The sequence below is a fragment of the Arthrobacter psychrolactophilus genome (genome assembly GCF_003219795.1).
GTDB classification, from domain to species: Bacteria; Actinomycetota; Actinomycetes; order Actinomycetales; family Micrococcaceae; genus Specibacter; species Specibacter psychrolactophilus.
This window is the reverse complement of sequence record NZ_QJVC01000009.1, coordinates 67,322-80,393: the sequence shown is the minus strand read 5'-3', so window position 1 is coordinate 80,393 and position 13,072 is coordinate 67,322. Positions and strand designations below refer to the sequence as shown.

The window sequence follows — 13,072 nt, the reverse complement described above, 5'->3', positions numbered from 1 at the left end:
CTCTAGCTACTCTCTACACTGGAGGCTTTAGCCGGCATCAGCGTCAATTTCAGATCGGGGCCCAGCAATTCAACAGGGCCGGTTGTGGTGGCGTCCCATTCCCAGCGCTGCGCATCGGCGAGTGTGCCAATGCCAAGGTCGGTCAGGGCGGGGATTCCGGCGCCTAGGAGCATCGGTGCAAGGTAGACCACGAGTTCGTCGACAAGTCCCTGGGCGAGGAAGGCCGCGTTGATCTTCGCGCCGCCCTCGATCATGAGGTGGCCAACACCGCGTTGGTGCAGTTCCCGGACAACGTCGGCCGGATCGTGGGTGTGCAGCGCGAGGAAGTCATCCTGGCCCAATCGCTCGGGGATGTTGGGGGTTCCCGCAACACCACGAACGGCGGCGTCCTGGGGAATCTCACGCAATCCCATGACGACGCGGATGGGCTGCTGGGCCGCGTCGCTGCCATCGGCCGCACGAGCCGTCAGGCGCGGGTTATCGGCCATGACGGTCCCTGTGCCTACCACGATGGCGTCAACGCGGGCGCGGAGTTCGTGGGAATCCTGGCGGGATTCCTCCGAGGTGATCCACTGGCTGGTTCCATCGACCGCGGCAATCCTGCCGTCGACGGTCTGTGCGAGCCGGGCAGTGATGAAGGGGCGTTGTTCCCGAACGGCAACGAACCACTGCCGGTTGAGGTCCTCCGCCTCGGCAGCCAAGAGGCCCATGCGGACGTTGATGCCCTCATTGTGCAAGATCTCGGCACCACCGGCGGCTGGCAGATGCGGATCGCGGACAGCGAACACCACATTGCCAATGCCGGCATCCAGAATCGCCTGGGTACACGGACCGGTGCGGCCCGTGTGACTGCAGGGTTCCAACGTCACAATGAGAGTTGCAGCCGAAAGGTCTCGCTTAACGCCGGTCCCCAGAAGACGATTGATGACGTCGGCCTCGGCGTGCGGGGTTCCAGCACCGCGGTGATAACCAATCGCGAGGAAGGTTCCATCGGCGTCGATGATGGCCGCCCCCACCAACGGATTCGAGCCGCGAACACCCTGGCGTGCTGCGGACAGGGCCGTTTCCATCCCCAAAATTTCGGCGGCTGTGAAGTGCTCAGACTCAGAATTGTAGGGATCGTGGGTGAAGGATCCATGGTTCAAATTGCCGAAATTCATGAGTTGGCCTTTCTATTGCTCACAGTGATGTCAGGGAACGTGGAGTCTACCGATACTTGGCGGGCCTGAGCATCGGAGGTGCGCCGCACCCTCCACCATACGAAGAATCCGACCAGAGTAAAGGCACCGTAGAAGATATACATGAAGGCCGAGGCGAAATATCCTGCGCTCAGCAGCAGGGGAACACCCACCAGGTCAACGGCAACCCAGATCAACCAGAACTCAACCCAGCCCTTGGCCATGCCATAGGTGGCGAGCAATGAACCCATGAAGATCCAGGCATCGGCCCAGACTGGTTCATAGGAACCCAAGGCACGGAAGATCGGGGTGAGGATGGCAGTTCCGCCAACCATGGCAGCAACCAGGAGCCAGCGTACGCGGGCTCCAGCCCAGCGGGGCTCGACGGCCTCGCCGACGTGAGTTCCGCCGTCGTTCTTCTGGTGACGGCTTTGATTCCAGCGGTACCACCCGAAGATGGAGACGGCGATGAACATGATTTGGCGGCCAGCCTGGCCTAGGAGATTCACATGGTCGGCCGAGCCGAAGACCGAGCCCATGAAGACGGTGAAGAGTAACGCGTTGCCGATGATGCCGACGGGCCATGCCCAAATTTTACGGCGCATACCGCCGAGGGCGCTGGCGAGCCCAAATAAATTGCCTATGACTTCACGCCAAAGAAGGAATCCGCCACCGGCGAATTCAAGTTTGGCGTCAAAGAGCCATCGCAGAAAGTCCATTGTGTACCTTACCTTTCGAGACCGCGATGGCTCCGGGGGTAACGTACAGCAGGGCTCGGGCAGGGTCACATGGCAGGCGGATGATCCGCTGCTGCGCCCCTGACCTGACGGCCAAGACTGTTCGTGCTTCTCCCATCCAGACTTTAACTGTCGGTTCCGGAATTTCACCAGATCAACCGCGCGCCACCCGCTGTTGCCAGCGTGCAGCGCTCGGGTCGCGGACTATAACCGCCGGTTCGGAATTACACCGACCCCGGAGCACGTGATACTACATAAGTTCTTTGCCCGCAGGTGCGAGCGATTTCAATAGTACGACACCCTGAGGGCGACGTAGTTATTCTTTACATATTGTGTAAGGCGGGGACTGGTCAATTCATTCCCCACCTATCAATCTGTGTTGCAGTTATTGCCGAAAATGCGCTCAGAAACCGCTTTCCACGGTATCTGCTGCCACACAGATGAAAATGTGGCGGGTTAGCCGAAGGCGAGCTGACCCTTGGCGCGCAGGGCGTTGATGGCTTCCTCGGGTGAGGGCATGCCGTAGACAGCGGACCCGGCAACGAAAATGTTCGCTCCAGCTTCTGCCGCACGGGTGATGGTTTCCTCCGTGATGCCGCCGTCGACCTGAATGGCCACATTGACGCCACTGCCGTCCACGGCCTGGCGGGCGCGCCGGATCTTGGGCAGCATGACGTCCAAGAAAGCCTGGCCACCAAAGCCGGGTTCCACGGTCATGATCAACAGCATGTCCAGTTCCGGCAACAGATCCAGGTAGGGCTCGATGGGCGTTGCGGGGCGCAGGGCCATGCCGGCCTTAGAACCCCTGGCGCGCAATTCCCTGGCCAGCTTGATGGGAGCGTTGGACGCCTCAACATGGAAGGTCACCGAAGCCAAGCCGGCATCGGCATACTGCGGCGCCCAGCGGTCGACGTCGGAAATCATCAGGTGCGCGTCTAGCGGCACGGGGCTGACCTGCTGAATACGTTCCACCACGGGGAAACCCAGAGTCAGATTAGGGACGAAATGGTTGTCCATGACGTCAACGTGAACGGCATCGGCATTGGCGATCTTCGCCAGTTCCGCTTCAAGGTTGACGAAGTCGGCAGACAGAATGCTGGGGTTGATGCAGCACGTGGGGTTGGTCATGAAGGAACCTCTCTGGTTGCGGGTCAGGCTGGACGCACCCGTGGGGGTGTGCCCAGCCTGGCGGATCACATCAGTTACTGTGGATTAGTTCTTACGAATCAGGGCCAAGAACATGGCGTCGCTGCTGTGGAGGTGAGGCCATAGCTGTGCCATTTTCTGGTGTGCCGGAATGGGTGAGTCCGGGTTGCCGGCGCCCAAGTTTCCATTGAGGCTCACGGCGTCAAGGGCGGCTCCGGCGTCAAGCAGTTCAAGGTCGGTGCGCTTGCGCATGGCGTCCTCCACCACGGCAACCGTCTCGGCCACATGTGGTGAGCATGTCACATAGGCCACGACGCCGCCGGGCTTGACGGCATCAAGCGCCGAGGTGAGCAGCTCGCGCTGCAGCGGGCCGAGCTCGGAGACATCCGAGAGCTTACGGCGCCAGCGGGACTCGGGACGACGACGGAGTGCGCCCAGGCCCGTGCAGGGAGCGTCGACAAGAATACGATCGAAGGCTCCCGGGTGCTCGGCACCAATGTCGCGACCGTCGCCGGTGCGGACGGTCCAGGTGTCTTCCGGAACAGCCACGAGGGCCTGAGAAACCAGCTTCGCGCGGTGAGCCGAGGGTTCATTGGCCAGAATCCAGGCGCCCTTTTCGGCAGCCAGGGCAGCCAGCAGAGCGGCCTTACCGCCGGGGCCGGCACACATGTCCAGCCAGCGCTCTTCGCCGTCGGCCAGTTCAGAGCTAATCTCGACGGCGGCCAGGGCCCGGGCCACGAGCTGTGACCCCGCGTCCTGAACACGCACCGAGCCATCACGAACACTGTCGAGGCGGCTGAGGTCGCCACCGGAGGACAGTGCCGAGTCGGCGACGAGTTCGCCCGGGGTAAATCCGGCGTCGAACGCCTCGGAAAGGTCACCCAGCCCCGGAAGGGCCACGAGGTTCACCACGGGGGCGGCATTGTCGGCCTCCAACAGGGCCGTAATCTCGGAGACATCGCGACCATGAGCCACGAGTGCCTGGCGCAGCGCCCGCACAATCCACTCCGGGTGGGAGTGCTCGATCGAGGCGATCTTGACGTCGTCGCTGAGCCCGTCGGTGAGTTCCGCGAGCCATTCGGGCAAGTCCTTGGCGGCCACCTTGCGCAGCACGGCGTTGACCAGGCCAGAGGGGCCGGCACCGATGACGGCGCGAGCCAAACCAACGGTCTGATCCAGGGCGGCGTGGGTCGGCACACGCATGGCCATGAGCTGGTGAGCACCAATGCGCAGGGCGTCAAGGATGGCCGGGTCGAGCTCGCTGAGCGGGCGATCAACGCACTTGGCCAGGATCGCGTCGTAGGTTCCCTGAGCACGCAGGGCACCGTAGGTCAATTCCGTGGCGAAGCCAGCATCACGGCGGTCGAGACCATGGCGGCGGATACGCGTCGGCAGAACCAGGTTGGCGTAAGCGTCATCGGCCGAGACGGCACGCAGCACTTCGAACGCTACCAGGCGTGCCGGATCGGCGATCCTGGTGCGCTGGCCCGGAGCGGTTTCGGTGCGGTTGCGGGAGGTGCTGCGGTTACGCTCGCGCCCTGCCTCATCACGACGTCGAACGCCGCCCTGGCCTGCGCCTTGCTGGTTGTTGCGGTGGCTCGAACGTCCGCCTTGCTCGCTGGTCATTCAAACACCACATCTTCCTTGTTGGCTAGGCCTCGTGCCCAGTCCGTTGCTTTCATAAGTTTCTTGCCAGAAGGCTGTACATCAATAAGTTCCACGGCGTGGGACCCGGTGCCCACCATCACGGATTTCGCCTCAATCCGCAGCTGTGCGGGGGCGAGATCGGTGACCTCGGGGCGCAAACGCACGGGACCCAATTTGAAGCGCTGACCGGCCAAGGTGGTCCAAGCCCCAGGTTCCGTGGTCACGCCACGAATCCTGCGGTTGATGGCCAGCGCGGGATCGCTCCAGGCCACATGCCCGTCTTCCAGCGTCAATTTCGGCGCCAAGGAAATGACCCCTTGCTGCTCCACGCCGCTGACCATCCCGGCACCGATGCCGTCGATGGTCTGTGCCAGAAGGACCGCGCCACTGTGTGAAAGCCGTTCCAACAGTACTGCGCTGGTATCGGTGGGCTGAATGACCTCGGTCATGGTCCCGTAAACGGGGCCCGTGTCGAGCCCCTTCTCGAGCAAGAAGGTGGAGGCGCCCGTGACTTCGTCACCGTTAATGACGGAGTGCTGCACGGGTGCGGCGCCACGCCAGGCCGGCAGGAGCGAGAAGTGGAGATTAATCCAGCCGTGCGCCGGGATAGCGAGGGCGACGGGCGGAATCAAGGCACCGTACGCCACGATCGCGGCAACCTCGGGGGCGGCCGCGGTGATGGCGGCGGCAGCTTCGGAGTCGATCTTGTCAGCCTTAATGATGGGCAGGCCAAGTTCGACGGCGCGGGCGGCCACGGGCGACGGCGTCATGACCCGCTTGCGTCCTAGCGGCGCGTCGGGGCGGGTGAGGACGGCGACGATCTCGTGTCCTGCGGCGCGCAGGGCCTCCAATGAAGGCAATGCAACTGCTGGTGTTCCGGCGAAAAGTACTCTCATTGGGCGGCGCCTGCACCAAATGCGGAGCCAACCGTGCGGGCGCGCTTGGCCACGGTCTCTGCCGTGACGTCCTGGTAGTTAGCCTGGCGAATGGCGCGGAAGGCGTCCTTGCGGTCTTCGCCGTCGAGTCGATCTACGTACAATTTTCCATCCAGATGGTCGGTCTCGTGTTGGAAGCACTTGGCCAGCATGCCGGTGGCTTCCATATCGAGGGGCTTGCCGTTTTTGTCTACGCCCGTGATACGCACCCAGCGGTGACGCTCAACCGTGAATCCCAGTCCGGGGACGGACAGGCAGCCTTCCGGCTCCCCCACGCCAATGTCGTCGCTGGCGACTAGGACGGGGTTGATGACGTGACCTTCGTGGCCGTCAACGGAATACGTAAAAATACGTTTGTTCACGCCAATCTGCGGTGCCGCCAAGCCAGCTCCGCGGACGTCCACCATGGTCTGGTGCATATCATCGATGAGCTTGGCCAGTTCGGGCCCGAATTCTGTCACCTCTTCGGAGACGGTTCTCAGGACAGGGTCGCCGATGATGCGAATGCTCAGGATAGCCATGATGGGGCACCTCACTTTGGTATTGACGCGACCCGAATGTGATCGCAAACTGCTAGCTCGTCCAGTCTAGTTGGCTGCTAACGCCCGGGCGGCGCAATATCGAGCAAAGGGGTCCCAGCGGAGGCGGCATCTAATGACGTTTGCCACACACGGCGCAACGAGGCGAACTTAAACCAGTGAGCCTTGAGGACTTCAGGGTTGGCACGGAGCGTGCGAACCTCGGTTTCACCGATAGCCACTCCGAGCAAAACCGGGTCCTGACCGTACTTCCAGGGCTCCCAGAGTCCTGCCACTTCATCGACGATGGCTTCCTCCGCCTTCATGCCGGCGACAAGTTGCATAACAACCTTGGCGTCCAGGCTCTTGACCTGGCCGTTGCGGTCGGTGCCCTTGGTCTTGTAATCGATGATGCAGAGTTTTCCACCAATGGTGGCTACAAGGTCAAGCGTTCCCGCGTAACCGACGCTTTCATTCCACACGGTGACCTCGGGAGCGAGCGGCTTGACCTGGAATTCCTCCCACCACGCATCAAAACGCAGGGCGAAGTTTCCCTCGCCGTTCTCAGAGAGCGCATCCAGCGCCTCAGCGATCTGGTGTGGGCGGTCCAGAGCGCGCAGCGCCACCTGCTCGCAATAGTTGTGGACGCGGTCGCCACGCGCGGCCGCGGCATCACGGAACTGTTCGGCGGCGTTGGAGCTGTCTCGAACCACGGTCCGCAATTGGCCAGGGTTGCCTACGGCCGAGCCCAGATCGGGGTGCTTTGCCACGGCCGTTGCGGCCATGTAACCAATCCAGCCATCAAGAGAAGCCGACTGTTGGCCGATCACGGTGGTGATGGAGGGAACCTTGGGCGGTTCCTGCAGGGAACGGGCGTACATACGCCCCAATTCTGTGCTGTGTGCCAATGCTGGTGCTGTCATGCTTCTACTATTCCACTCCCGTGTGACAGTACGCAGCAGCCGGGCCACGCACTGTGGATAAGTTTGTTCCAGCTCCTCGGCCGTAGAGCCAAAAAGGTGCTGGAAAACAAAAAGCCGGAACCCGTGAGGGCTCCGGCTTTTTGTTTACTTGGAGTGGTCGACGAGATTCGAACTCGCGACATCCACCTTGGCAAGGTGGTGCTCTACCAGCTGAGCTACGACCACATGTATAACTATTTTCAAATGAACCTGGTAGCTCATTCGTGGGCGATACTGGGTTCGAACCAGCGACCTCTTCCGTGTCAGGGAAGCGCGCTACCACTGCGCCAATCGCCCATATTTACTTTTATAAAGAGCCGCAGGAAAATGCCGGAATCCATAAGATCCCGGCATTTCACCGCTTTCTCCGAGTGGTCGACGAGATTCGAACTCGCGACATCCACCTTGGCAAGGTGGTGCTCTACCAGCTGAGCTACGACCACATGTGTTACAACTTCAAATGAACCTGGCAGTTCATTCGTGGGCGATACTGGGATCGAACCAGTGACCTCTTCCGTGTCAGGGAAGCGCGCTACCGCTGCGCCAATCGCCCAATGCATCCCGCTGAACTATACAGCAAAATACCTTGATTCAGCCAAATGGAGGTGGGAACGGGATTCGAACCCGTGTGCACGGATTTGCAGTCCGTTGCCTCGCCTCTCGGCCACCCCACCGTGAGAACTGAACGGTGTCATACGAGTGGTCGACGAGATTCGAACTCGCGACATCCACCTTGGCAAGGTGGTGCTCTACCAGCTGAGCTACGACCACTTGAGCTTCATTTTCTCGCTTCAGCGTTTCCGCTTCGGCAGTCCGTGTTGCTGCGGTGAAAACATTACCCGAGCACAATCCCAAACACCAAATCGAGGGTTCCCTGTCGCATCGACCCCCACTCCCCTGCCCCCAAGTTCCTTGAATTGGCGGGGTTTTTGGCCACATCATTCGAATTACATCCATGTCATTTCAAGGCCGATTTTGGTGTTTTTGGCAAAAACTCTTTGTGAGGCCCTCGTCACATTATGGAATAGTTTCCTCTGAAACAGCCTCAAAGGCACGACGTCGGACCCTCCCCTGCCGCTGGCGGCAATCCTCAGGCGAAACTTTCGTATGATTCGAAAATAGAAATTATGACCACGCGAACCTTTGAGCTAATGTTTGAGGCACATTTAGGCACACACGCGTGTGTGATTCTTGGGCGATTGGCGCAGTGGTAGCGCGTTCCGTTCACACCGGAGAGGTCGCTGGTTCGAACCCAGTATCGCCCACCAAGAGAAAAGCCCCTCTGACCAGCGCAAACGCTGATCAGAGGGGCTTTTTCGTGCCCTAAATCTGGGAGCAAATCAGGCGGCGTACCGCAAACGTACCGCAACGCCTGCCACGAGAACGCAGAAAAGAACCCACAGGGCATGGGGTGCAGTTGCGGTTAGCATCCCGTGGAGGCGCCCTCAAATGAGCCACCCTTGAAAATCCGAATGAGTTCGGCACCAATCGAGTGGGCTGCCTCGCTCGTCAGAATATCTCCCGGCATCTCATCGGACGCCCCCAGAGGGCGCGGGCGAAGCCTTCAATGTCGGCCAGCTTGCGCCGATGGGGCCAGCACATTGATTGCAAGCGGCATGGATCGGTAACTTTCGTGGCTGAGGTCTTGACCGTCATCGCACCAAGGTGGACAACGCAAAGGCGGATTCCTTGGGACTGTTTCTCCCAGAGAATCCGCCTGTGGTTCAGCAAGGAACGTGAAACAGTCCTAGTGAGCGAGTTTGAGCCCGATGATGCAGCCAATCAGGCCCAGCAAGAGTAGGACTTTAATGACCGAGATGGCTTCCGATCCGGTGGCCATGGCGTAGGCAACGGTGAGCGTTGCGCCAATGCCCACCCAGACAGCGTATGAGGTCCCGACGGGCAGCGTCCGCATAGCCCACGCCAGACCGGCCATGCTAGCCAAGAGGGAGACGACAAAAACAATGCTTGGGGCAAGCTTGGAGAAACCTTCACTCTTGCCCAGTGCGGTCGCCCAGACCGCTTCTAACATTCCCGAGATGACTAAAACTAGCCATGCCATAGAAAACACTCCTCGACGCCGTCTTGTCGCTGACCGGGTACGGCGCACCTCGTCCGGGTGCCTTGTGGCAAGTTCCATAATGGCACACTCGAACGAGTCGGTAGAAAGAAATCTTCCACGGAATTCCGCCAACATTCAAAATTCACTTATCGCTTTGAGCGCAAAACGTTGACATCGTGAGGCAGCGCACTAAGCTGGAAAAAGTTGGGGCGCCAAGAGCCCCAGGAACGAAGGGAGGTGCCACTTGTCTATTTTTGACGATATTAAGGGCAAGGCCGAAGAGTTGCTCGGAAGCCACGGCGATCAGGTCAAGGACGGCATCGAAAAGGCCGGCGATTTTGTTGACGACAAGACCGGCGGCAAGTTCGCTGATCAGGTTGATGGTGTGCAGAAGGCCGCTAGTGATTTCGTAGATGGCCAGCAGCAAGCCTAAGAGCGGCTCAACCCTTCGCCCCTAATCAAGGCGTCAAAAGAGAGCGTCGGCCCCGTCGAGAGACGGCACCGACGCTTTCTCGCTTTAAGCTAACAAACTCTTAGCCAACAGGAACTGCCGTGCTTGCTTCCTGAGCTTCACGGGCCAGAGCCGTCAAACGCGACACGGCACGGAAGTACTTCTTCTGGTAGCCACCGGCCATCATTTCCGGGGTAAAGAGCTGATCCAACGGCACTCCACTGGCCAGGATCGGCACGTCCTTGTCGTACAAACGGTCCGCGAGCACCACAAATCGCAGCGCCACCGACTGCTCCGTGATGGTGTGCACATTGCGCCACACCACAGCATCGATGTCGGAGAGCAGCTGACGGTAACGCGAGGGGTGAACTCCTGCGAGGTGATCCACCAAGGTTGCGAAATCATCAACTGCCACCGTGCGGCCGGCGAAGTCATGGCGCATGCGAGAGTCGAGGTCACTATTGGCAACGGGCTCCGGAGGCGTCGGAAGGCCGCGGTGGCGGAAGTCCTCCCCGTCGATATGCAAAATCTCGAACTGATCCGCAAGCACCTGGATTTCACGCTTGAAGTCCACCGCCGCAAAGCGTCCGTCGCCCAAGGAACCAGGCAGGGTGTTGGACGTTGCCGCTAACTTAACTCCGGCGTCGGCCAGTTCACGCATCAAACGAGACATCAGCACGGTGTCTCCGGGATCGTCGAGCTCGAACTCGTCGATGCACACCAGCTTGTAGGTGCTCAAGGCCTCAACGGTCTTCCGGAACGACAACGCACCCACAAGGTTGGTGTATTCAACGAACGTTCCGATGGCCTTGGGGCCCTCAACCTGGTGCCACAGCGAGGACAGCAGGTGCGTCTTACCCACACCGAAGCCACCGTCAAGGTAAATCCCTGCGCGTGAATCGGCCGCCTTGGACTTGCCACCAAAGAGTTTTCGCAAGCCACTGACAGGCCTAGCCTTCGTTCCGGCAGCGAACTCCTGCAGCAGCGTGACCGCCTCAGACTGCGACGGCTGGCTCGGATCGGGGCGGTAGGTATTGAAGGAAACCTCGCCAAATCGCGGGGACGGAACAAACCCCTTCAACAGTTCTTCCACCGAGACTGCAGGGCGGCGCGTGGAAAGTTGCTCAACTTGTACCAAGGAATGTTCCGATCGTGAAGAATTTTTAGCCGAGCCTCGGGAAAATACCCTCACGACTCACGGATACAAGAATACCCATCGCATATTGCGTTTCGTTAACGCGAAGGAAGTTTCTGACTTGACCGCTGGTTACTGTAAGGAGCACCACCGGCCGGGATAGTCTGGCACCAGCGATCTATGTAGAAGGGGCATCATGCCTGTAGCAGTTGAAACTAATGAAAAATTTGCCGCTTACGCCCATCCCGAGCGTCTCGTCTCCACCGAATGGCTCGCCGCAGCCCTCGCCGACGGCGCGGCTTCCAACGGCAACCTCGTCGTGGTTGAGTCCGACGAAGACGTCCTCCTGTACGAAACCGGCCACATCCCCGGTGCGGTCAAGATTGACTGGCACACTGACCTGAACGACGACGTCACGCGCGACTACATCGACGGCAAGGCTTTCGCTCTGCTCGCCGCAGCGAAAGGCATCTCTCGCGATACCACCGTGGTGGTTTACGGCGACAAGTCCAACTGGTGGGCCGCCTACGCGCTCTGGGTCTTCACCTTGTTCGGCCACGAAGATGTTCGCCTGCTCGACGGCGGCCGTGACAAGTGGATTGCCGAGGGTCGTGAATTCACCACCGACGCCACCGCCGTCACCCCGGCAGCCGACTACCCGGTCGTGGAGCGCGATGACGCCCCCATCCGCGCCTACAAGGACGATGTGCTCGCCCACCTAGGCAAGCCGTTGATCGACGTGCGTTCCACCGAGGAGTACACCGGCGAGCGCACTCACATGCCTGCTTACCCTCAGGAAGGAACCCTCCGTGGCGGTCACATCCCTACGGCAGCCTCTATCCCTTGGGCTCGCGCTGCAGACAGCGACGGAACGTACCGCTCGCGTGAAGAACTCGAAGCCCTCTACCTGGATGAAGCCGGCCTGGTTGCAGGGGATGAGGTCATTGCTTACTGCCGTATCGGCGAGCGCTCGAGCCACACGTGGTTTGCCCTGAAGTACTTGCTGGGCTTCGAGAACGTGCGGAACTACGATGGTTCTTGGACCGAGTGGGGCAATGCCGTGCGTGTGCCGATCGCTGTTGGCGCTGACCGTGGCGAGCTCCCCACCTCCTAAGGCGCCGGTTTCCCATCTCCTACGAAAGAAAAGTACGCTTTAGCCGATGACCACTTCACCAGCACTCCCGACAGCATTGGCCGAAATCGTTAATGATTTCAAGGAACTCGAAGAACGCGATCGTTTGACGCTGCTTCTGGAATTCTCACGCTCTCTCCCTCCCTTACCGGAGCGATTGGCGAATCATCCGGAATTGTTGGAGCAGGTTGTTGAATGTCAGTCGCCGCTCTTCTTGACCGTTGAGGCCGAGAAGACAGAGACGGGCGAGGTTATTCGCTTGTTCTTCCAGGCTCCCCCGGAGGCTCCGACAACCCGTGGCTTTGCCTCGGTGTTGTTCGAGGGTCTCGACGGCTTGACCGCTGAGGAGATCTTGGCTGTTCCCGACGATATGCCCGAGCAATTGGGATTGACCCGGGCCATCTCTCCCCTGCGGATGCGCGGCATGTCCGCCATGCTCGGACGCGTCAAGCGTAAGATTGCTGGCGGCGTCCGCCCGGCCGTCTAAGTTTGCTTCACCACAGTGCCCCGCCCCTGAGAGCCAGTACGACTCAGACGGTGGGGCATTGTGCTGGCCGGAGCCGTCATCGCGTCACTGCCATAATTGTTCTATGGCGAAAAAGACTTCAGGAACAGGCACTCCGGCAACTGTGGCGCTGACGGCCGCGGGCATTGCCTTCACCCCGCATAGTTATGAGCACGATCCCGCCACCACGAATTACGGTATGGAGGCCGCCACGGTTCTTGGTGTCTCCCCGGAGCGGGTCTTCAAGACCCTCATGGCCGACGTCGCCGGAACGTTGACGGTGGCGATCGTTCCTGTCAACGGCACCCTGGATCTAAAGGCATTGGCCTCCGCGCGTGGGCAGAAGAAGGCCGCCATGGCCGATCCCGCGGCCGCTCAGCGCCGCACGGGTTATGTCCTCGGCGGTATCTCGCCCCTGGGTCAGCGCCAGCTCTCCCCCACGGTGCTGGATGAGTCTGCCCTGATGTGCGAGACGATATTTGTCTCGGGCGGGCGGCGCGGCTTTGATGTGGAGCTCTCCCCTGCCGATCTTCTGACTTTGACCAAAGGGACGACGGCGGCCATCGGCACCGCGAAGCACTAACCTTGTGCGGGGCGAGTCTTAGACGATGCGTCACGAGGTGAGGCGGGCGCACCAGGGTCATTCTCGGCGTCGAACGTGCCA

Annotated in this window: 13 protein-coding genes, 7 tRNA genes and 2 riboswitches; of the genes, 5 read left to right on the top strand and 15 right to left on the bottom strand. The window is 60.4% G+C overall.

Annotated elements, in window-relative coordinates:
- Positions 1-2: 2 nt before the first annotated feature.
- The 13 genes from ribD to CVS30_RS10665 all read right to left on the bottom strand — a co-directional run bounded on the left by ribD (position 3) and on the right by CVS30_RS10665 (position 7,894).
- On the bottom strand, positions 3-1,160 hold the full coding sequence (ribD, locus tag CVS30_RS10725) for a bifunctional diaminohydroxyphosphoribosylaminopyrimidine deaminase/5-amino-6-(5-phosphoribosylamino)uracil reductase RibD (RefSeq protein ID WP_110485327.1): 1,158 nt from the start codon (positions 1,158-1,160) through the stop codon (positions 3-5).
- The gene (gene pnuC / locus CVS30_RS10720) at positions 1,157-1,897 is read right to left on the bottom strand and encodes a nicotinamide riboside transporter PnuC (RefSeq protein WP_110485326.1); all 741 of its coding nucleotides are present in this window, start codon (positions 1,895-1,897) and stop codon (positions 1,157-1,159) included. The genes ribD and pnuC overlap by 4 nt, the downstream gene beginning before the upstream one ends.
- A 120-nt stretch (positions 1,898-2,017) precedes the next feature.
- Positions 2,018-2,162: riboswitch (FMN riboswitch) on the bottom strand.
- A 209-nt stretch (positions 2,163-2,371) separates the two neighbouring features.
- Positions 2,372-3,043 (bottom strand): ribulose-phosphate 3-epimerase, encoded by a 672-nt coding sequence (gene rpe / locus CVS30_RS10715; protein ID WP_110485361.1) that lies wholly within the window; start codon positions 3,041-3,043, stop codon positions 2,372-2,374.
- Positions 3,044-3,127: 84 nt separating this feature from the next.
- Positions 3,128-4,687, bottom strand: a complete 1,560-nt coding sequence (locus tag CVS30_RS10710) for an RsmB/NOP family class I SAM-dependent RNA methyltransferase (RefSeq protein ID WP_110485325.1) — start codon at positions 4,685-4,687, stop codon at positions 3,128-3,130.
- Positions 4,684-5,604 (bottom strand): methionyl-tRNA formyltransferase, encoded by a 921-nt coding sequence (locus tag CVS30_RS10705; protein ID WP_110485324.1) that lies wholly within the window; start codon positions 5,602-5,604, stop codon positions 4,684-4,686. The genes CVS30_RS10710 and CVS30_RS10705 overlap by 4 nt, the downstream gene beginning before the upstream one ends.
- The gene (gene def / locus CVS30_RS10700; protein WP_110485323.1) at positions 5,601-6,164 is read right to left on the bottom strand and encodes a peptide deformylase; all 564 of its coding nucleotides are present in this window, start codon (positions 6,162-6,164) and stop codon (positions 5,601-5,603) included. Before def ends, CVS30_RS10705 begins: the two co-directional genes overlap by 4 nt.
- A gap of 77 nt (positions 6,165-6,241) precedes the next feature.
- Positions 6,242-7,084: a PD-(D/E)XK nuclease family protein gene (locus CVS30_RS10695; RefSeq protein WP_110485322.1), complete on the bottom strand. Its 843-nt coding sequence runs from the start codon at positions 7,082-7,084 to the stop codon at positions 6,242-6,244.
- Positions 7,085-7,233: 149 nt separating this feature from the next.
- Positions 7,234-7,309, bottom strand: a tRNA-Gly gene (locus CVS30_RS10690).
- Positions 7,310-7,348: 39 nt separating this feature from the next.
- Positions 7,349-7,420 (bottom strand) — tRNA-Val (locus CVS30_RS10685).
- 73 nt (positions 7,421-7,493) lie between these two features.
- Positions 7,494-7,566 (bottom strand) — tRNA-Gly (locus CVS30_RS10680).
- A gap of 38 nt (positions 7,567-7,604) precedes the next feature.
- A tRNA-Val gene (locus tag CVS30_RS10675) sits at positions 7,605-7,676 on the bottom strand.
- Between the two features lie 47 nt (positions 7,677-7,723).
- Positions 7,724-7,797, bottom strand: a tRNA-Cys gene (locus tag CVS30_RS10670).
- 24 nt (positions 7,798-7,821) lie between these two features.
- Positions 7,822-7,894, bottom strand: a tRNA-Gly gene (locus tag CVS30_RS10665).
- Positions 7,895-8,316: 422 nt separating this feature from the next.
- Here CVS30_RS10665 and CVS30_RS10660 point away from each other — a divergent pair.
- Positions 8,317-8,391: transfer RNA gene (locus tag CVS30_RS10660), tRNA-Val, on the top strand.
- Positions 8,392-8,870: 479 nt separating this feature from the next.
- Here CVS30_RS10660 and CVS30_RS10655 read toward each other — a convergent pair.
- A complete protein-coding gene (locus tag CVS30_RS10655) occupies positions 8,871-9,185 on the bottom strand; it encodes a DMT family transporter (protein ID WP_110485321.1) in 315 nt (104 codons plus the stop codon).
- A gap of 12 nt (positions 9,186-9,197) precedes the next feature.
- A riboswitch (guanidine-III (ykkC-III) riboswitch) is annotated at positions 9,198-9,259 on the bottom strand.
- Positions 9,260-9,429: 170 nt separating this feature from the next.
- On the opposite strand from CVS30_RS10655, the gene CVS30_RS10650 reads away from it, so the two are divergent.
- Positions 9,430-9,618 (top strand): antitoxin, encoded by a 189-nt coding sequence (locus CVS30_RS10650; RefSeq protein WP_110485320.1) that lies wholly within the window; start codon positions 9,430-9,432, stop codon positions 9,616-9,618.
- A 100-nt stretch (positions 9,619-9,718) separates the two neighbouring features.
- Here the strand turns inward: CVS30_RS10650 and zapE are convergent, their stop codons facing one another.
- Positions 9,719-10,774, bottom strand: a complete 1,056-nt coding sequence (gene zapE / locus CVS30_RS10645) for a cell division protein ZapE (RefSeq protein WP_110485319.1) — start codon at positions 10,772-10,774, stop codon at positions 9,719-9,721.
- Between the two features lie 193 nt (positions 10,775-10,967).
- Between zapE and CVS30_RS10640 the strand changes: the two genes are divergently transcribed.
- The 3 genes from CVS30_RS10640 to ybaK all read left to right on the top strand — a co-directional run bounded on the left by CVS30_RS10640 (position 10,968) and on the right by ybaK (position 12,991).
- Positions 10,968-11,885: a sulfurtransferase gene (locus CVS30_RS10640; protein ID WP_110485318.1), complete on the top strand. Its 918-nt coding sequence runs from the start codon at positions 10,968-10,970 to the stop codon at positions 11,883-11,885.
- A 46-nt stretch (positions 11,886-11,931) separates the two neighbouring features.
- Positions 11,932-12,390 carry a SufE family protein gene (locus tag CVS30_RS10635; protein WP_110485317.1) on the top strand — a complete coding sequence of 153 codons (459 nt, stop codon included), beginning with the start codon at positions 11,932-11,934 and terminating at the stop codon, positions 12,388-12,390.
- Between the two features lie 103 nt (positions 12,391-12,493).
- Positions 12,494-12,991 carry a Cys-tRNA(Pro) deacylase gene (ybaK, locus tag CVS30_RS10630; protein ID WP_110485316.1) on the top strand — a complete coding sequence of 166 codons (498 nt, stop codon included), beginning with the start codon at positions 12,494-12,496 and terminating at the stop codon, positions 12,989-12,991.
- Positions 12,992-13,072 lie beyond the last annotated feature (81 nt).

Excerpts from the sequence above, each read along its gene's own strand:
- ribD (WP_110485327.1), bottom strand. The coding sequence starts at position 1,160 with ATGAATTTCGGCAATTTGAACCATGGATCCTTCACCCACGATCCCTAC.
- rpe (WP_110485361.1), bottom strand. The coding sequence starts at position 3,043 with ATGACCAACCCCACGTGCTGCATCAACCCCAGCATTCTGTCTGCCGAC.
- CVS30_RS10655 (WP_110485321.1), bottom strand. The coding sequence starts at position 9,185 with ATGGCATGGCTAGTTTTAGTCATCTCGGGAATGTTAGAAGCGGTCTGG.
- CVS30_RS10640 (WP_110485318.1), top strand. The coding sequence starts at position 10,968 with ATGCCTGTAGCAGTTGAAACTAATGAAAAATTTGCCGCTTACGCCCAT.
- CVS30_RS10705 (WP_110485324.1), bottom strand. The coding sequence starts at position 5,604 with ATGAGAGTACTTTTCGCCGGAACACCAGCAGTTGCATTGCCTTCATTG.
- CVS30_RS10695 (WP_110485322.1), bottom strand. The coding sequence starts at position 7,084 with ATGACAGCACCAGCATTGGCACACAGCACAGAATTGGGGCGTATGTAC.
- CVS30_RS10710 (WP_110485325.1), bottom strand. The coding sequence starts at position 4,687 with ATGACCAGCGAGCAAGGCGGACGTTCGAGCCACCGCAACAACCAGCAA.
- ybaK (WP_110485316.1), top strand. The coding sequence starts at position 12,494 with ATGGCGAAAAAGACTTCAGGAACAGGCACTCCGGCAACTGTGGCGCTG.
- pnuC (WP_110485326.1), bottom strand. The coding sequence starts at position 1,897 with ATGGACTTTCTGCGATGGCTCTTTGACGCCAAACTTGAATTCGCCGGT.
- CVS30_RS10635 (WP_110485317.1), top strand. The coding sequence starts at position 11,932 with ATGACCACTTCACCAGCACTCCCGACAGCATTGGCCGAAATCGTTAAT.
- def (WP_110485323.1), bottom strand. The coding sequence starts at position 6,164 with ATGGCTATCCTGAGCATTCGCATCATCGGCGACCCTGTCCTGAGAACC.